Origin of the sequence: Paenibacillus paridis (assembly GCF_006345825.1) — a bacterium.
In the GTDB taxonomy this organism is placed as follows: domain Bacteria; phylum Bacillota; class Bacilli; order Paenibacillales; family Paenibacillaceae; genus Pristimantibacillus; species Pristimantibacillus paridis.
Map to the genome: position 1 here is coordinate 59,969 of NZ_VCIX01000066.1, position 17,200 is coordinate 77,168.

Consider the following 17,200-nt stretch of genomic DNA (forward strand, 5'->3'; position numbering starts at 1 on the left):
CCGCATACGCTTATTTACCCAATCGGAGCGGTACTTGTACATCTCATCCCAACCGGGTACGAGACAGACACCCAAAGAGTGTACCACACTATGCAAGCTATATCAATTCTTCCAGCCCTAAAAACGATAATTTATTTTGCAGCTATGAAAATTGAGCATAGACCAAAAAGCCAAGCAAAGGCATTACCCAGAGCAGCGGAACGCCGTTCCAGACCAAAGCCCCCTTATAGCTCCGGCGATAAAATAAAACCCAGCCCCCGATTAACGCCGCAAGCAGGCCTGCCGGATACAAAAGAATATAAATAAAAATCAGCCAGGTTAATGCATCTCCCGTCGCATCCGCGCTGTCAAACATCATAACGGACATGGCTGAGACGAAAAGCCATACTGCGATAAACAAAAGATAGATAATCTGCGATGCGATAAGTACGGTTAACGTTTTTTTACGATTCATGCATTCACCAGTTTCCCTAATCTTAAATACGAATTATATTAGCTAGAGCTATGCTTCATTTTTATTGGTAGTCGCACCACAGACAGAGCAGCGTTCCGCCAACTGGTGAACAGCCGTTTCGCGCGCCTTTTTGCGGGTCATTTCGATTAAGCCCAGTTTAGTCCAGCCTAAAATCGTACATTTCGTCTGATCGCTGCGTGTCTTCTCCATCAGTCTGTGCATCACTTGCTCCCGATGCTTGTCCAATCCCATATCAATAAAATCGACGATAATGATGCCGCCTACGTCCCTTACCCTAAGTAATCTCGCGATTTCATCCGCAGCTTCCATATTCGTGCGAAAAACAGTGTCCTCCAAGCCCGATGAGCCGGTAAACTTTCCGGTGTTCACATCAATGACCGTCAGCGCTTCCGTTTCCTCCCAAATGAGATGCCCACCGCATTCCAGCGATATTTTACGGTCAAATGCTTTCCTGACCTGATCGGTTACCCGGTAAGCATCGAATAAAGGCTGGCCTTTCTTATGTTCATAACGTTTCAGCCGCTTGCGAAGCTGAGGGGTCATCTCCTCTAGCAGCGCAGACACTTCTTCGAATCGTTCGTCGTCATCTATCCAGATTTCATCCATATCCATCGTTAACGTATCGCGAACCGCTCTTCTTAACAGGCCCGCTTCACGGTGCAGCTCAGAGGGCACAGCCGCATCTGCACTCCGTTCCACAATCCCCTGCCACAGCTCTCTAAGCTGTTCGACATCGCTATGTAGGGAAAGCTCGCTTTCGCTGCCAGCGGCCGTGCGAAGGATGATGCCTTCCTCGTCCAGCCTTAGCTTTTCACCAATGGCGCGCAGCCTTGAACGGTCGCCCTCGGTGCTTATTTTTTTGGAAACACCTACATAATCTGCGTTTGGCATATAGACCAGCCAGCGGCCAGGCAGCGAGAAATGGGTGGTCACGCGAGCCCCCTTGCCGCCTAGCGGCTCCTTCATCACTTGTACGATTAGCTCTTGTCCTGGTTTAACAAGCTCTTGAATGAGCGGTTTTTGTGTGGGTTGCTTCTCTAAATGCGGATGGAGCAGCTCGTCAATATACAAAAAAGCATTTTTGGCTAATCCAACATCTACGAATGCTGCCTGCATACCAGGCAGTACGTTAACGACACGGCCTTTGTACACATTGCCGACCAAGCTGCTTGCTTTTGTCTTTTCCATAAAAAAATCAATCAGGCGGCCATTCGCAAGCACTGCGGTTTGCAGCATCTCACCCTGTACATGCATCAACATTTGCTTCATACCCGAGTATCACCTGCCAGTACGCTTTTCATCTATTTTAACTGAAAAGTTCGGATACTGCACGGTTAGGATTGCTATCCGACAGGCAACCCTCGACAATTTTCTGCTCTGGCAGCACTTTAACCTCCTTGCCGCGATCCTCCACCATATAAATTAAATGGTACTGCTCTCTCCGGAACAGCCTTGCTACCGAAATGATCGTTTGTTTGCCGCTTACGATAATCGGGCTTGCCACGTGCCCAAGCGTCAATGCCTGCACCGTTACCCGGTCGCGATACATAAGAAAACGGTAAAAGATAAAAGGAACGTTACGATAATACGTCCAATTGGTCATAACAAGAAATATGCCCACGATTAAGAGGTTAAGCTGAACGCCCTCCTTATCCAATAGCCAAGGAAGAAGCGAGAATAGGATCATGAGCACGCTGAACAGCATGCTGATACGGGCGGACCAAACAAGCATTTTATAGTAGTTGACTGCATAGCTTAAGGCTGCCTGGAGCAGCTTCCCCCCGTCAAGCGGATGGATGGGCAGCAAATTGAATAAGCCTAGCATCACATTCGCTTTCCAGACGTATTCCGCCCAAACCGGGTCCCATAGTCCAAGCTGCCCGCATGCCCAAGCCGCAAGTCCCATCCATACATTTTGCAGCGGGCCTGCTATGGCGACGAGCGCTTCCTCCTTCGCTGGAAGGCCGCCTGCCTCCTCCACCTCTACAACCCCGCCAAAGGGCAGAAGCTTTACTTCCCGTATCGTCCAACCAAAGCTTCGAGCCATGATGACATGGCCGATCTCATGAACCAGCACTAACAAAAACAGCGTGATCAGCTCAGCAAAATAGCCAGTTATGACTGATCCCAGCATAATGATGACAAATAGCGGATGGACGGACCAAATCATTCCTTTCCATTTAATCAAGCGGTATCACGCCCACCGGATCGATATACAGACCATTTTGCTTCACTGCAAAATAAAGCAGGCTCGGCTGTGTGTCCTCAGACTTCAATAGGCTGCCGATCGGATCACCGGCTTCGACCCAATCATTCACATTCACCTCGGTCTTGCCAAGCAGTCCGTAAACCGTTACCCGTTGATTCGCATGTTGGATTACAATTGTGGAGCCCTTATCGCTTTGTTCCGACAAGTCGAGTACGCGCCCCGTCTCAGCAGCCACAACCTGCTCCTCGGATTGGCCTGCCAGCTCAATCCCGTTAAGCAGCTCTGCAAAGGTGCGTACAAGCGCCCCCTCTTGCAATGGAGCGACGATTGGAAGCTTAACGGTTCCATCCGCACCTATAGCAGCTTCGCTTTTGTCCTCAAAGATCGGAATAAAAGAAGGCGCGCCGGCAAACGTTTCTTTGTACCATGACGCAGCAGCAGCAAAATCAATTTCCTCCACGAGGGCCTGCTTCACCATGGCTTGTCCTGTTCGCGTATACTCATTGTCATATTGAAACATCGCATATATGCCTCCGAACAAGAGGGCTGCAATCAGAAGCTTCCACGCAAACTCTTTGCGGAGCGTATAGCGGCTTCGCTCCTGTGATGGATCTTTTCGATTGGATGGATCGACAGCCTTCACATAATTTCTTTTCCCTCCAAATCCCGCATCCTCTCCCCAGCTTGCCCACGGATTCGGATTGCTTTTCCAAACCGTCTCCGGGTCAGGCTCCTCCCATTCCTCTTCATGAAAATACTCATGTTGCTGAGGAGTAAGCGTCTCGGAATAAAAATCCTCTGCTTTCAATTCTGATGATTGAGGGGCCTGCCATTTTTTTACAGGGTTCTCTTTGCGATGATTGCTATTATCCTCTTTACTCATCTGGACGCTCCTCCCGCTCCCGTCGCCATCGCGACAGCTTGTATCCTACTACATGAATATGTAGAGAATAAGACAAGTATGCGGAATCATGCCCAACCTATAAACATCTATATAATGAAAAAAAAGCTGTATTTGAAACGGATGGCTACCGTTTCAAATACAGCTTTTCAAGTTGCCTTAATCGGCAAGCTCATAGACTTCCTGATGCGCCTTAATGCTGAATACGAGGCCGATACACAGCAAGTTAATCAGTAGCGAAGTGCCTCCATAACTGATAAAAGGCAGCGTAATTCCTGTAATCGGCATAATGCCGATCATCATCCCGATGTTTTGGAACACCTGGAATACATACATCGAAACAATCCCAATTATGATAAACGAGGCACGCAAATCATAACATTTGAATGCGATGATGATCATGCGATAGATGAGCAAAAAGTACAGGAGAAGCAATATAGCCGCCCCTTGAAATCCAAATTCTTCTCCAATGACAACAAAGATCGAGTCCGAATACGGATAAGGAACGAAGCCGCCGTTCTTCATGTCCCCTTGCAAATATCCGTCGCCGCTCAGTCCGCCGGAGCCAATGGCGATTTGAGCATTTTCGGACTGATGCCTAGCATCTGCGGAAGCATCGGCTGGATTAATGAAGGTATTGATCCGCTCATGCCAATGCTTCATGCCTTTATCATTCAAATAATCATAAATTTCCGAATTAAACATATTAAACAAAGTGACAAACAACACTAACCCGGCTACTACGACCGTTAGGCCTGCGATTACATGAGAATATTTGACATTACCAATCCAAAGCATGCCGAGCACGATAACAAGGTAAATAATCGCATTTCCTAAGTCCGGCTGGATCATAACGAGCATAAACGGTATAAAAGAAAAAGCTCCGATCGGAATAATATCCTGAGTAAGCGTTAAGCGATCCCCTTGCCGCCGGCCCATTAAATATGCAATTCCGATAATCAGCACCAGCTTGACCATCTCGGCAGGCTGGAATGAAACTCCGAAAATAACGAACCAGCCTCTTGCACCATTGATCGTGGCTCCAAAAAAGTAGACAAGCAGCAATAAAGTAATGCCAATGCCATATAGGACATGCCAGCTTTTCAACACAATCCGGTAATCGAACAAAGTGGCCGCGATCGCAAGGAAAAAGCCTGCAATGTAAAATTTAAGCTGTTTGATTTCATTTCCGGCATATAAAGGAAAATTAGCCGTTGCGCTATGGATGACAATCGTACTGATAACCATGAGGAACACTAATATAATTAGAATTCCCCAGTCCAGTTTCTTTAGTTTATTAAGCAAATCGCGATCATCCTATTCCCAGAAACTTACGGAAACGTTTGAACGCTCCCGCCTTCTCATCAAGCAGCATAAGCGGCACCATATCGCCCAAAATTCTGCGCGCAATGTTCCGGTAGGCGATAGCGGCTCGAGAAGCCGGATTCATCACCGTCGGTTCTCCATTGTTCGCTGCAGAAATGACCTTCTCGTCATCGGGTACGATGCCTACAAGATCGACAGCAAGCACTTGACAAATTTCGTCAATATCAAGCATCTCCCCGGTTTTCATCATATTTTGACGAATGCGGTTAATGATCAGCTTGCTTGGAATTTTCTCTTGCTCAAGTAAGCCAATCACGCGATCGGCATCACGAACGGCAGCATTTTCTGGCGTAGTAATGACGATGGCACGGTCAGCACCTGCTATCGCGTTGCGAAAACCATGCTCGATTCCAGCTGGGCAGTCAATAATGACATAATCATGGTCTTTTTTTAATTCCAAAATCATATTTCGAACCTGCTCAGGCGTAACCGAATCTTTATCCTTCGTCTGTGCGGCAGGAAGCATATAAAGCTCATCGAAGCGTTTGTCTTTCACAAGCGCTTGATTTAAACGGCAGCGTCCTTCGGCTACATCGACCAGATCGTAGATGATCCGATTTTCAAGGCCCATGACCACATCCAGATTGCGAAGGCCGATATCGGTATCGACCATGCATACCTTCTTGCCCAGCAAAGCTAGCGCGGTACCCAGGTTGGCCGAGGTTGTCGTTTTGCCGACACCGCCTTTACCTGATGTTACAACAATCGCTTCTCCCATGCTCTACACTCCTTTAAACATTATAGGATTATGCCGTATGCGGAATAATTGCGCTAGCTTATCGATTTGCATTCGGCCTTCACTTAAGAAAGCGAATTCCATAGCCGCATCACCGGTCATCCATTCCTCAGGCGGCCTGCTGATCACATCTGCAATGCGAAGCTGAGTAGGCTTCATAAGCGAGGTCGCAATGATAACGTCCGTACGTCCTCCTATGCCTGCATGAGCCGTACCTCGCAAAGCTCCTAGGACATAAATATCACCAGTACACAGTAAGGTGCCTCCTGGATTCAAATCGCCGATTAAAAGCAAATCTCCGTCATGCTCATAGGTTTGGCCAGAGCGTATGATAGACGTAAGCACTTGCAAATTAGGCTTCTGGGCCTCTTGGGAATCTATCTTTGGCGGATCAGACTCCACGGACTGGACCATTAAATTCCCTTGTGCCCGGATTACGTTTTTAATCCGATCCTTATCGTCATCATTCACTTGCCTTGCGCCCAGCTTCACATGTACATGAACGAGCGGCCCAGTGAGCAGCTGCTGGTGCGTTTTCTCCAGCTTGTACTGAAGCTCATCAAGCAGCGCTGCGAATTCACATTTATCGTCGAGAAGGAACACGAGACCTTCTTTTACACCCTTTATTATTATATGCTGCCTCTCGGTCACGTTCGTCCCTCCCCAACCTAATGGATTCTTGCTCTGCCGGGCAAATTCCTGCAAGCCGCCCATTTTTTATTCCTCTTCATTCTCTGCCGTCACTTTGCTCTGTCCTTCAAATAGCTTTCTTACGGGCACGTAACAAGCAAGCGCAAACGCGAGCTGAAGAAACAAACTTGGGAGAATATGATCGATAAGTGCCCACGCATAGCTCTCGCTCGTAATGCGAAACACGCTGTAAATAAAATAAATAACGCTATCGTACAAGAGGCAGGCAAAGCCGATCACCGAGATCGCCATCATAATCGTGGAACGCCGACGTTCAAACAGCACCCCCGTAAAATAACCCATCAAGCCCATAAAAAAGGCATTGATGCCCAGCAAGTGCCCAAAATAAACAATATCCTGAAGCATACCGAAGCTTACGCCTAAGAGCAGCGCCAAATGCCTCCTGCTGTACAGCCCCGAGAAAATAACGATAACAAATACAAAATGCGGCATGATCCGATGGCCAAAACCAGCAGGAATGATCCATGGCATCACGGTTCCTTCAAGAATAAAAACAAGAAACATGAGCAGGACAATTCGGTTCATACTCATTGCTCGGCCTCCTCCAATTCAGGAACCGAAACGACGAACACCTCAGTTAAATGGTCAAAGCTCGCCGCGAGCTTTACCGTAGCCGTATAGGTCAGGCCAAAATCGCCAAGCTGCTTGTTTTCTACCGTACCTACGACGAGGCCTCTCGGATACACACCCCCAAGTCCGGAAGTAATTACCGTATCCTGAAACTCCATTTTATCGTCTTCCGCAATCTTCGTCATCACGAGTCTGGATGTTTCTTTATTATAATTGCTTAAAATACCAAATGATTCATCTACACGTCCAAGAATCGTTACAGCTACTGGATTAAACGATTGCGAAGTTTCGTTTAGCTCCGTGATCGGCGTTACCGATGCGGTAAACGGCGTAACGGAACGTACGATGCCAATCAAGCCCTCGACAGTGGTTACGGCCATGTTTGGCTTGATGCCGTTTTTCGAGCCCAAATTAATGCTCAATGTCCGGTTGTTCGCGTCATTGCTAACTGCGATGACCTGTGCAATCAAATATTTGTAATTGAACATTTCTTCCTGCTGCTTGGTGAACCTTAGCTCTTCTTTATACCGCTCATTCTCTTTTTCGATGAAATTATATTTAATTTTATCGCGGGAGTACGCTGCAGCCGTAATGCGAAGCTGCTCGTTCTCCTCATAGATCGTTTTCATATTTCGAATATCCTCAAAGAAGCCCGCTATATAACCAGCGGGCTTGTAAAACCATTGCTGCACGTATGCGGTTGAGTCCTTGAGAAATTTCTCAGGCCAAGACAATTCCTTGCGATCGCTGAGCGAGTAGCCGATGACCGCTATAAACAAAATAAACCCGATCATAAGCATAAACATACGCTTATTTCGCATTAGCTTCAACAGCTCGATCACCTGCCCGTTCCATATCCGATTCCCATTAATCGATTTTTAGCGTCTAGCACGAGACGATGAGCCTCTTGTTTTGAATAAATGAATGTTGTCCAGCGAGCGTCCGGTGCCGATTGCAACGCAATCAAGCGGATTATCCGCCACAATGACAGGCATGCCTGTCTCGCGTTGAAGCAGCTTGTCCAGATTGCGAAGTAGCGCTCCGCCGCCTGTCAGCACAATTCCACGATCCATAATATCGGCGGAAAGCTCCGGTGGGCATTTCTCCAGCGTCACTTTAACCGCGTCAACGATCGCGTTTACCGTATCCGTTAACGCTTCAGTAATTTCGTCCGAGGTAATCGGAAGCGTCTTCGGCAAACCGGAAACCAAGTCGCGTCCACGGATTTCAATGGTTTCCGAACGCTCCAGCGGAAGCGCGGAACCGATTTCCATCTTCAATTGCTCCGATGTTCTCTCACCGATCATGAGATTGTACTGCCGTTTAATATACTGAATGACAGCCTCATCCATCTCATCGCCAGCCACGCGAATCGAACGTGCCGTAACGATACCGCCTAGAGAAATAACAGCAACCTCAGTAGTTCCTCCACCGATATCAACGACCATGCTGCCTGTCGGCTCCCAAACGGGCAAATCCGCTCCGATAGCGGCCGCAAACGGCTCCTCAATCGTGTAAGCCTCGCGAGCGCCAGCCTGCTTAGTAGCGTCCTCTACCGCGCGTTTCTCTACCGCCGTAATTCCTGACGGAACGCATACCATGACGTTAGGATGGCGCGGAAACAAAGAGCGCTGCTTTTGTGCCTGGCGTATAAAATATTTAATCATCGTTGCCGTCGTTTCGAAATCAGCAATAACCCCGTCTTTCATTGGGCGAACCGCACGAATGTTGCCAGGCGTTCTACCGATCATTTTTTTGGCTTGCTCACCGACAGCTTCAATTGTTTTTGTATCCGTACGCAGGGCTACCACGGAAGGCTCCCTTACTACAATTCCTTTACCTTTGACAAATACCAGCGTATTTGCAGTGCCTAAGTCAATACCCAAATCCTTCGAAAAACCACCAAACATGTTGTTGCTCCCTTCTAATTGCCACATCACTTTATTATATTACATATAACCTTGTTCCTTCAAACTAACGAAGCGGCTGTCACCAATCACGAGATGATCAAGCACTTCAATTCCAACTAATTGACCGGCTTCCGCCAAACGTTTTGTTAATGCAATGTCCTCTGGACTTGGCGTTGGATCACCACTGGGATGATTATGGACGCAAATAATCGATGCGCTATTGCGCTGAATGGCTGCACGGAATACTTCACGGGGATGAACCAGCGATGCGTTAAGCGTACCTACTGATAAGGTTTCACGGGCGATGATATGGTTCTTGGTATTTAGAAATAAACAGACAAAGTGCTCCTTCTTCAAATAACGGAGCTCCTCCATGACAAAATCCGCTGCGTCCTGAGGTTTGCGAACGGTTACCGCATCTCCCACTCGGCTGCGCGTAATCCTTCTTCCTAATTCAATGCCCGCCCGAAGCTGAACCGCTTTGGCCGGGCCGATCCCTCGAATAGCAGTCAGCTCTTCCATGCTCATATCCAGCAAGTTGCGCAAGCTTCCGCATTGCTTCAGAATGGTACCAGCCAAATGCACAGCGGATTGCTTCTGCGTGCCTGTTCGCAGCAGGATAGCAAGCAATTCGGTATGGCTGAGTGCTTCCGCCCCATATTTCATCATGCGCTCTCTTGGACGTTCTTCATGGGGGACATCACGCAAAATCATCGATTGCGGTTCCATGTCCAATCCCGCCTTTTCCAAAAAAATTGGGTTCATACCTATCCTGCCTAATTTTTGAGAAATCATCCGATTTATTGCAAACAAACTCCCAATTAGAAAACCGAAATATCGTAAGTACCCAGCATGTCCGACAGCAGCGATAACGGCAGTCCGACCACATTGAAATAACAGCCGTCAATTTCATCCACTAGAATGGAACCTAGCCCTTGAATGCCATACGCGCCTGCTTTGTCGTGGGGCTCGCCTGTAGCAACATATCTAGCGATTTGGTCGTTGCTGAGTGCTTTCATTTTCACTTTGGTCATTCGATGCGCAAGCGAAGCTTCCCCATTTGAAGATAATACGCAAGCAATTCCCGTATAAACCTCATGCGAGCGCCCTTGCAGACGTCCAAGCATACTCATGGCTTCCATGTCATCAACAGGCTTGCCAAGCACCTCGCCGTCAAGTACGACGATCGTGTCTGCTCCAATAATTAGAGACGACTCGTGCTCCTGCTTTTGTTGCAGCATTTTTAATGCCGCGTTGGCTTTGCGCAGACTGAGCTTCTCCACAACCTCTGAAGGTATCCAGCCCGCTTCAACAGTTTCATCCGTATCCGTAGACAAAATATAAACCGGCAAAGAAAGGTCCAGCATTGCGACCAGTTCTTTCCGGCGCGGTGACGAAGAGGCCAGCACGAGCTGGCTTATCGCTTCGTTGCGTAATGGTTTATCTCTCATAAAATAAAGGCTGCGCTCCTTCTTGCTTTCCTCCATTGCTCCATACCCGCTGCTTTACATTTTGCGGTATAGCCAAATGGCGATAATTGCTCCAATCAAGCTAAATAAACTGACTTGAAGATGAACTGACAGATTGAAGCTTAGAACATATAAATCTATGGCAGGAGACCACGAGGCTTCGATTGGTTTCGTCAAAAATGAGATGCCTTGAACTGGAGCCAGCCATCGCGCAACCAGTGCGCCGGCTAATAAGCCAAATATGATAAAAATGAGAAGAATCCAGCCGTTTTTCTTCATCTTTCAACGCCTCTCGCCATGAAATGACACCTACGTCCATTATACGCATGATGCTATTCGTTTACAATGCGCTGATGGTCTCAAACCATTCTTTTTGTGTCAGGATCGCTTCCATTACTCCCATTTGTGCAGACCATAAATGGGCGTGCGACGGTTTAATATTGTAATCCGTCATCGCCTTGGCAGCCTTATTAACCGCTTGATTTATTTTATCCAGGTAAGCCTTGCCCGCCGCATCAACTATACCTATTCGCACGGTTGCTGCATTTTCGGTCCATTTTTGATGTTCGATCTTCCACGAGGACGCAGCCGCTTCGCTCAGCGCTGATAACGAGGGCTGTTCGAGCTGAGCCAATGTTAATTCATCCAACATTTGGACGAGCAAAGCGGTTTGATCGAAGAAAGATTGTGCCCCCGCTTGCTCTCCATTAAAAGGAAACTGCGTTGGCGTTGCAATCTTAATTTCTTTAATATAAAGATCCAGATCAGGAAGCAGCGCGCGAATCGCTTTTGCTTTGTTCTGATTGTCCGCTAGTCCCGCATATACGCGATAATCAGCAGCACTGGTCAGGGCAGCGCCTGCAAGCCCCTTCTCGGCCAGTTGGGCAAGCGCAGCATCCCGCCCTTCCGTGTTGCTGAACACGCCAAATTGGAGCATGAAATACGTTTGATCCAATCCCTTGAGAGTAACCATCGCTGCATTCGTATCCGGCTTAGCTGCCGGCGGGTTAGCCGCATCCGTACCGGTTTGTTCCGTGGCTTTGCCAGTTTCCGTATTACCTGTAATTATACCGCCGTTTACAGGAAGCGAATCCGGTTTTTTACCCGAACCGCCAGGCCAAATGCTGGCCCCAGTAAATAAAGACAAGAGTAAATAACCGAATAACGCTCCAGTAGCAAGCGCGGCCGTAACGGACAAAAACACGTTAAACCACGAAGGCGTTCCTCCGCCTTTCTTTATTCTCGAATACTGGGCTTTGGCTCTTCTCGGCTCGTCATATAAAAACTCCTCTTCATAGGATTGCACCGGGGGATGCTCTTCATGGACGGGAACGTCATCTCCACCTGGTATCGCAGCTTCTTCCTTTGCCTCGGAACGAACTGTTTTTAATTTGGGCGAAGTGATGGTTATCTTTTCTTTTGGCGGCGCAATCTCCTGTGCAAATGAATCGTGCATTGCTGGTGGCAAGGGTTTGTCCTGCTTTATCGTATTTCTAGTTACAGGCTGAGCAGGGGCAGGCTTATTTGCAGATATAGGCGCGTTCGCCGGCACGCTGTCCGTATTGCGGATAAGCTGCTCTAGAGCGACGATGTCCTCTTGAAACGGGCTGTTCCAAGGGCTTACTTCGCTAATGGCGTGCTGATCGGTTGACGGATATAAGGGTATAACATTTATTTTCGCTGATTTTTTGGTATGATGCGCTGTGCTGCTAGGGGAATTGGTCTTTTCTTCGGAAGCCTCCTGTAGCTCATCGAAGCTTTGGATTTCATTATTTACGGTCTGCCCATTCCGGTCAAAACGGTAGGTTATGCGATTTTTTTGCGTCATATCATCCACTCCTTGTCCCTTTCATCTAGCATTATTCTATGAGACATTTAAGAGATTTAGACCGGGAGCGGACAAGTAGCATTCGAACCCACCCAAACCTTCCCTTCCAAGGGAGGGCCCCAAGGGTTGCACCCTCTGGACACCTGCAACTGGACTAACGTTTAAGCTACACGGCAGCATTAGTTCTACGTTAGATTATGGAACGCTTACGTCCCTGCGGGACACGCTCAAGGTTGGCGCAGTATAAGCGTTACTAGTTAATCTCAATGGCCTTCGAACCCTCCCAAACCCTCCCTTCCAAGGGAGGGCCCCAAGGGTTGCACCCTCTGGACACCCGCAACTGGACTAACGTTTAAGCTACAAGGTAGCATCAGTCGTACGTTTGATTATGAAACGCTTACGTCCCTGCGGGACACGCTCAAGATTTCCGCAGTATAAGCGTTACTAGTTAATCTCAAAGGCCTTCGAACCCTCCCAAACCCTCCCTTCCAAGGGAGGGCCCCAAGGGTTGCACCCTCTGTACACCTGCAACTGGACTAACGCTTAAGCTACACGGTAGCATCAGTTCTACGTTAGATTATGGAACGCTTACGTCCCTGCGGGACACGCTCAAGGTTGGCGCAGTATAAGCGTTACTAGTTAATCTGAATGGTATTCGAACCCACCCAAACCCTCCCTTCCAAGGGAGGGCCCCAAGGGTTGCACCCTCTGGACACCTGCAACTGGACTAACGTTTAAGCTACACGGCAGCATTAGTTCTACGTTAGATTATGGAACGCTTACGTCCCTGCGGGACACGCTCAAGGTTGGCGCAGTATAAGCGTTACTAGTTAATCTCAATGGCCTTCGAACCCTCCCAAACCCTCCCTTCCAAGGGAGGGCCCCAAGGGTTGCACCCTCTGGACACCTGCAACTGGACTAACGTTTAAGCTACACGGTAGCATCAGTTCTACGTTAGATTATGGAACGCTTACGTCCCTGCGGGACACGCTCAAGGTTGGCGCAGTATAAGCGTTACTAGTTAATCTGAATGGTATTCGAACCCACCCAAACCCTCCCTTCCAAGGGAGGGCCCCAAGGGTTGCACCCTCTGGACACCTGCAACTGGACTAACGTTTAAGCTACACGGTAGCATCAGTTCTACGTTAGATTATGGAACGCTTACGTCCCTGCGGGACACGCTCAAGGTTGGCGCAGTATAAGCGTTACTAGTTAATCTGAATGGCATTCGAACCCACCCAAACCCTCCCTTCCAAGGGAGGGCCCCAAGGGTTGCACCCTCTGGACACCTGCAACTGGACTAACGTTTAAGCTACACGGTAGCATCAGTTCTACGTTAGATTATGGAACGCTTACGTCCCTGCGGGACACGCTCAAGGTTGGCGCAGTATAAGCGTTACTAGTTAATCTGAATGGTATTCGAACCCACCCAAACCCTCCCTTCCAAGGGAGGGCCCCAAGGGTTGCACCCTCTGGACACCTGCAACTGGACTAACGTTTAAGCTACACGGCAGCATTAGTTCTACGTTAGATTATGGAACGCTTACGTCCCTGCGGGACACGCTCAAGATTTCCGCAGTATAAGCGTTACTAGTTAATCTGATAGGCTAATTCTGTTATCACGATTATGAATCGCTTCTCTTTGAGCATTTATGACTGCTTAGAGAAACGTTTTCGTGATTTTTCTAATTTTGATGCATTAGCCTTCTAACAAAAGTAGTCATCATCCCCCCTTTCATCATTTTAACGGGAATTACTCCCTCTAATTCGTCAGATTTACTCACATTTTCTCATTTAACAGGATATGCTCCTGTTAATTCGTTCAAATGGGCGCATATTAGCGTCTCAGAGTAGTTTTAGAAGGAGAAATTCCTGTTAATCGCATACCTTCCCACAACCGAAGGCTATTAACAGGATTTTTTCCTGTTAATTCCTCGCAGAGTCACAGTCGAGCGAAGCGTCCAGTAATTTTAAAATAAAATTCTTCAGTTACTTGCCGTAATGTTAAGGGGTGCGGGGTGCGGGGTGCGGGGTGCGGGGTGCGGGGTGCGGGGTGCGGGGTGCGGGGTGCGGGGTGCGGGGTGCGGGGTGCGGGGTGCGGGGGACCGGTGATGGATGATGAGTGACTAGTGACGGATGACGGCTGACGGATGACGGGTGACTTGTGGGGGGATGAGTGACAAATGACGGGGGGCGAGTGGGAGATGCCTGCTCAACGGTTTGCTTTCTGGAATAAGGCTCTTTTCATTTTTTTGTCCTTTTCGCCATCAATGGGATCATGAAATAAGTCTAATGCGGCTTCGGCAACCGCGTTCTCGTCTAACACAAAAGCCAAGGTTGAATAAGCTCTCAGATTCAGCAATATCTTTATGTCTTCTCTATTTAAGAGCACGCCTGCTTTAGCAGCCACCCTATATTTAAATGCGGTTGCCTCTTTCATAAACGTCTGATCAATAACGATTTTCTCCGCAGCCTCTAGCTGCGACACCGTCATCACATCACATTTTAAAGCATCAATTAGTATACTTGCTATCGCTAAAAATTCCGTCCCGGAATAAGCCTGAAGCAGTTCCGCTAATAGTTCATCATCCAGTCCCTGCTGTTTGATCCTATCTACGAAATAAGCGTAGGCAAGATGCTCCTTTGCACCCTGAACCATGACCGTTCCGTTCATTAAAGAGTATAACCGTCTCAATCCAATATTGGATAACTCCCCAGCTAATCCTAGCTGCTCATGTGTGTCCATCTTCGAAATCAAGGAATTCATTTTCTGCAACTCCGCTCCCAATTGCTCCTCGTTGCTTGATTCCAACAAACGATTCAGTTCTATTCCTTTAGACATGCACTCCACCACCCTATCCCAGCTTTATCGTACAAAAGGTTTAGCATTGACTTTAACCACCTGTGTTTTGGCCGCCATATCGTATAATGCTTGTTTCCTTTTCGTAAAAAATGGAGTCAAAATGTAGGCAAACATGAGCGCATATATAAGTCCTCCAATGAAGTAATAATAGATGGGCACCTCTCCGTCACCTATTTTCACAAGTCTGTACACGAGAAAATGAGACAATTCCCATGGCATAAACTTCAAAATGGTCCGATAGATCGCCTGCGGCACTGAGAGTGTTTGCCCTTTGGCATTGATCACTTTGATGCCCATTTTCTTCTTCCCAAACGATTGGCCGCCTAAGATAGAATCACTAATAATAAAATAAATCGAAACGGGCAGGGTCACCATTAAAAAACCCATAATCTGAGCGGTAACCAATGAACCTTGAAAAAAAAGCTGCAAAGACGGAAACAAAAATACATTCAAAATAAAAAGCGCAATTAAATAGGCAAAGATCAAAAGGTAATCGAGCATAAAAGCTTTGAACCGTTGGAAAAATGTAGCATTCATTCGTTTGTTATCCTCCCTGCATTCTTTGTGCCCCATATGGCACATGTGAAGACGAGCCCACAAACCTTCCATTATCTTCCATCAACAGTTTAACACTTATCAACCTTATGCTATATGACTTAATGTACTGCATTTTCAATCCCACTCAAGCCGCTAAATAAAAAATGCCCGATGTTTCATTTAAGAAACGATCGGGCACTAGCTGTTTATTGGTTTGCTTTCAACGATTTGGCCAGCGAATCCGCTACCTTCCAAATGTCTCCTGCTCCCATCGTGATGACAAGATCGCCTGGCGCGACCCGTTCAGTCAAGTAGGCGAGTACCTCTTCTTTCGTTGGCAAGTACTCGGTATTCGTATTGCTGTTGCTCTTGATGAGCTCCACAAGCTTGTGAGAATTCACGCCTTCGATCTGAAGCTCTCCTGCTGGCGAGTAGATATCCGTAATGATAACCTGATCCGCCTCAGGAAACGCCCGGCTGAATTGCTCGAACAAGAAAAAGGTCCGCGTATAGCGCTGTGGCTGAAATACCGCGATAATGCGTTTGCCCGTTGCTTTGGCTGCGCTGATCGTTGCTCGAATTTCGGTCGGATGGTGAGCATAATCGTCGATAACCAAAATATCGTTCACTTCACCAAGCACCTGGAAACGGCGCTTCGCTCCTCTGAAAGATTGGATTGCGACAGCAATCTTCTCAAATGACAAGCCTGCTTCGAGGCAAGTAATGATCGTCGCCATCGCGTTATACACGTTGTGAAGTCCGGGTACCGAAAGTTGCACATGACCGAGCTCCGCACCGTGATGCGACATCGTAAAGGATATTTTGCGGTCCCCCAGCACGATATCCTGAGCTTTATAATCAGCCTCGCCTTCAATTCCGTAGGTGACTAATTGCGATTTGTCGATATTGCCTTTATACACTAGCGGTATCAATTCGTTAACCGTCTCGTCATCCGCGCATACAATAGCTTTTCCGTCCGATTTCACCTGCTGCAAAAACTGCACATAAGCAGCCTTGAGCTTGCCGAAATCGCCGTCATAATTTTCAAGATGATCCGGTTCGATGTTGGTCACAATCGCAATCGTCGGGTGATAGTGGAGGAACGAGCCATCACTTTCATCCGCTTCAGCCACAACGTACTCTCCCTTGCCCGCTTTCGCATTTGTACCTACATTAACGATTTCGCCACCGATAATATAGGTCGGATCAGCATCGCATGCTTCCATAACAAGAGCAATCATGGATGACGTTGTCGTCTTGCCATGTGCGCCTGCTACCGCGACTCCCTTGCCTGCATTCATCAATCTCGCCAGCATTTGCGAGCGGTGCAGAACAGGAATGTTAAGCTCCTCAGCTGCCTTCCGTTCAACGTTATCCTTGGAGAGTGCCGTAGAATAAACGACCAAATCCGCACCGTTCACATGCTCAGGCTGATGCCCGATATAGATGCTGGCACCATTTGCAGCAAGTTTCTCTGTTAATTCTTGACGTGCGACATCGGACCCAGTCACCTTATAGCCCATCTCCAGCATAACGCGGGCGATGGCACTCATTCCGTAACCGCCGATTCCGATGAAATGAACGTGTTCTGCCGTATTCAAAGAC

Annotated in this window: 17 protein-coding genes and 1 other annotated feature (1 of these 18 only partly in view); all 17 genes read right to left on the reverse strand. The window is 47.9% G+C overall.

The annotated features are described in order from the left end of the window. Positions 1-46: a sequence feature (ribosomal protein L21 leader region), on the reverse strand; it reaches 44 nt to the left of the window's first position. A gap of 96 nt (positions 47-142) precedes the next feature. The 17 genes from FJQ58_RS03105 to murC all read right to left on the reverse strand — a co-directional run bounded on the left by FJQ58_RS03105 (position 143) and on the right by murC (position 17,196). Continuing rightward, a complete protein-coding gene (locus tag FJQ58_RS03105; protein WP_139990972.1) occupies positions 143-454 on the reverse strand; it encodes a hypothetical protein in 312 nt (103 codons plus the stop codon). A gap of 48 nt (positions 455-502) precedes the next feature. After that, the gene (locus FJQ58_RS03110) at positions 503-1,744 is read right to left on the reverse strand and encodes an Rne/Rng family ribonuclease (protein WP_238403752.1); all 1,242 of its coding nucleotides are present in this window, start codon (positions 1,742-1,744) and stop codon (positions 503-505) included. A 37-nt stretch (positions 1,745-1,781) separates the two neighbouring features. After that, positions 1,782-2,663: a M50 family metallopeptidase gene (locus tag FJQ58_RS03115; RefSeq protein WP_139990973.1), complete on the reverse strand. Its 882-nt coding sequence runs from the start codon at positions 2,661-2,663 to the stop codon at positions 1,782-1,784. Continuing rightward, positions 2,656-3,567: a M23 family metallopeptidase gene (locus FJQ58_RS03120; protein WP_139990974.1), complete on the reverse strand. Its 912-nt coding sequence runs from the start codon at positions 3,565-3,567 to the stop codon at positions 2,656-2,658. Before FJQ58_RS03120 ends, FJQ58_RS03115 begins: the two co-directional genes overlap by 8 nt. A 177-nt stretch (positions 3,568-3,744) precedes the next feature. Then, the gene (locus tag FJQ58_RS03125) at positions 3,745-4,890 is read right to left on the reverse strand and encodes an FtsW/RodA/SpoVE family cell cycle protein (RefSeq protein ID WP_139990975.1); all 1,146 of its coding nucleotides are present in this window, start codon (positions 4,888-4,890) and stop codon (positions 3,745-3,747) included. A 7-nt stretch (positions 4,891-4,897) separates the two neighbouring features. Then, positions 4,898-5,689 carry a septum site-determining protein MinD gene (minD, locus tag FJQ58_RS03130; protein WP_139990976.1) on the reverse strand — a complete coding sequence of 264 codons (792 nt, stop codon included), beginning with the start codon at positions 5,687-5,689 and terminating at the stop codon, positions 4,898-4,900. Positions 5,690-5,692: 3 nt separating this feature from the next. Next, the gene (locus FJQ58_RS03135; RefSeq protein WP_238403760.1) at positions 5,693-6,358 is read right to left on the reverse strand and encodes a septum site-determining protein MinC; all 666 of its coding nucleotides are present in this window, start codon (positions 6,356-6,358) and stop codon (positions 5,693-5,695) included. A gap of 66 nt (positions 6,359-6,424) precedes the next feature. Beyond that, on the reverse strand, positions 6,425-6,949 hold the full coding sequence (gene mreD, locus FJQ58_RS03140) for a rod shape-determining protein MreD (protein ID WP_139990978.1): 525 nt from the start codon (positions 6,947-6,949) through the stop codon (positions 6,425-6,427). After that, complete coding sequence (gene mreC, locus FJQ58_RS03145) at positions 6,946-7,809, reverse strand: rod shape-determining protein MreC (RefSeq protein WP_238403761.1); 864 nt, start codon at positions 7,807-7,809, stop codon at positions 6,946-6,948. Before mreC ends, mreD begins: the two co-directional genes overlap by 4 nt. A gap of 57 nt (positions 7,810-7,866) precedes the next feature. Next, positions 7,867-8,898: a rod shape-determining protein gene (locus FJQ58_RS03150; protein WP_139990980.1), complete on the reverse strand. Its 1,032-nt coding sequence runs from the start codon at positions 8,896-8,898 to the stop codon at positions 7,867-7,869. 39 nt (positions 8,899-8,937) lie between these two features. Continuing rightward, entirely contained in the window at positions 8,938-9,627 is a 690-nt protein-coding gene (gene radC / locus FJQ58_RS03155; RefSeq protein ID WP_139990981.1) for a RadC family protein, read from the reverse strand. Between the two features lie 92 nt (positions 9,628-9,719). Then, a complete protein-coding gene (locus FJQ58_RS03160; RefSeq protein WP_139991043.1) occupies positions 9,720-10,349 on the reverse strand; it encodes a Maf family protein in 630 nt (209 codons plus the stop codon). 54 nt (positions 10,350-10,403) lie between these two features. Further along, a complete protein-coding gene (locus tag FJQ58_RS03165) occupies positions 10,404-10,646 on the reverse strand; it encodes a DUF4321 domain-containing protein (RefSeq protein WP_139990982.1) in 243 nt (80 codons plus the stop codon). A 61-nt stretch (positions 10,647-10,707) separates the two neighbouring features. Beyond that, positions 10,708-12,195: an SPOR domain-containing protein gene (locus FJQ58_RS03170; protein ID WP_139990983.1), complete on the reverse strand. Its 1,488-nt coding sequence runs from the start codon at positions 12,193-12,195 to the stop codon at positions 10,708-10,710. Between the two features lie 2,212 nt (positions 12,196-14,407). Beyond that, complete coding sequence (locus tag FJQ58_RS03180) at positions 14,408-15,037, reverse strand: hypothetical protein (protein WP_139990984.1); 630 nt, start codon at positions 15,035-15,037, stop codon at positions 14,408-14,410. Between the two features lie 24 nt (positions 15,038-15,061). Beyond that, positions 15,062-15,595 carry an RDD family protein gene (locus FJQ58_RS03185; protein ID WP_139990985.1) on the reverse strand — a complete coding sequence of 178 codons (534 nt, stop codon included), beginning with the start codon at positions 15,593-15,595 and terminating at the stop codon, positions 15,062-15,064. Between the two features lie 206 nt (positions 15,596-15,801). Next, the gene (gene murC, locus FJQ58_RS03190) at positions 15,802-17,196 is read right to left on the reverse strand and encodes a UDP-N-acetylmuramate--L-alanine ligase (RefSeq protein WP_139990986.1); all 1,395 of its coding nucleotides are present in this window, start codon (positions 17,194-17,196) and stop codon (positions 15,802-15,804) included. Between the last annotated feature and the right edge of the window lie 4 nt (positions 17,197-17,200).

Excerpts from the sequence above, each read along its gene's own strand:
- FJQ58_RS03105 (WP_139990972.1), bottom strand. The coding sequence starts at position 454 with ATGAATCGTAAAAAAACGTTAACCGTACTTATCGCATCGCAGATTATC.
- FJQ58_RS03110 (WP_238403752.1), bottom strand. The coding sequence starts at position 1,744 with ATGAAGCAAATGTTGATGCATGTACAGGGTGAGATGCTGCAAACCGCA.
- FJQ58_RS03120 (WP_139990974.1), bottom strand. The coding sequence starts at position 3,567 with ATGAGTAAAGAGGATAATAGCAATCATCGCAAAGAGAACCCTGTAAAA.
- minD (WP_139990976.1), bottom strand. The coding sequence starts at position 5,689 with ATGGGAGAAGCGATTGTTGTAACATCAGGTAAAGGCGGTGTCGGCAAA.
- mreD (WP_139990978.1), bottom strand. The coding sequence starts at position 6,949 with ATGAGTATGAACCGAATTGTCCTGCTCATGTTTCTTGTTTTTATTCTT.
- mreC (WP_238403761.1), bottom strand. The coding sequence starts at position 7,809 with ATGCGAAATAAGCGTATGTTTATGCTTATGATCGGGTTTATTTTGTTT.
- FJQ58_RS03150 (WP_139990980.1), bottom strand. The coding sequence starts at position 8,898 with ATGTTTGGTGGTTTTTCGAAGGATTTGGGTATTGACTTAGGCACTGCA.
- radC (WP_139990981.1), bottom strand. The coding sequence starts at position 9,627 with ATGGAACCGCAATCGATGATTTTGCGTGATGTCCCCCATGAAGAACGT.
- FJQ58_RS03160 (WP_139991043.1), bottom strand. The coding sequence starts at position 10,349 with ATGAGAGATAAACCATTACGCAACGAAGCGATAAGCCAGCTCGTGCTG.
- FJQ58_RS03165 (WP_139990982.1), bottom strand. The coding sequence starts at position 10,646 with ATGAAGAAAAACGGCTGGATTCTTCTCATTTTTATCATATTTGGCTTA.
- FJQ58_RS03170 (WP_139990983.1), bottom strand. The coding sequence starts at position 12,195 with ATGACGCAAAAAAATCGCATAACCTACCGTTTTGACCGGAATGGGCAG.
- FJQ58_RS03180 (WP_139990984.1), bottom strand. The coding sequence starts at position 15,037 with ATGTCTAAAGGAATAGAACTGAATCGTTTGTTGGAATCAAGCAACGAG.
- FJQ58_RS03185 (WP_139990985.1), bottom strand. The coding sequence starts at position 15,595 with ATGAATGCTACATTTTTCCAACGGTTCAAAGCTTTTATGCTCGATTAC.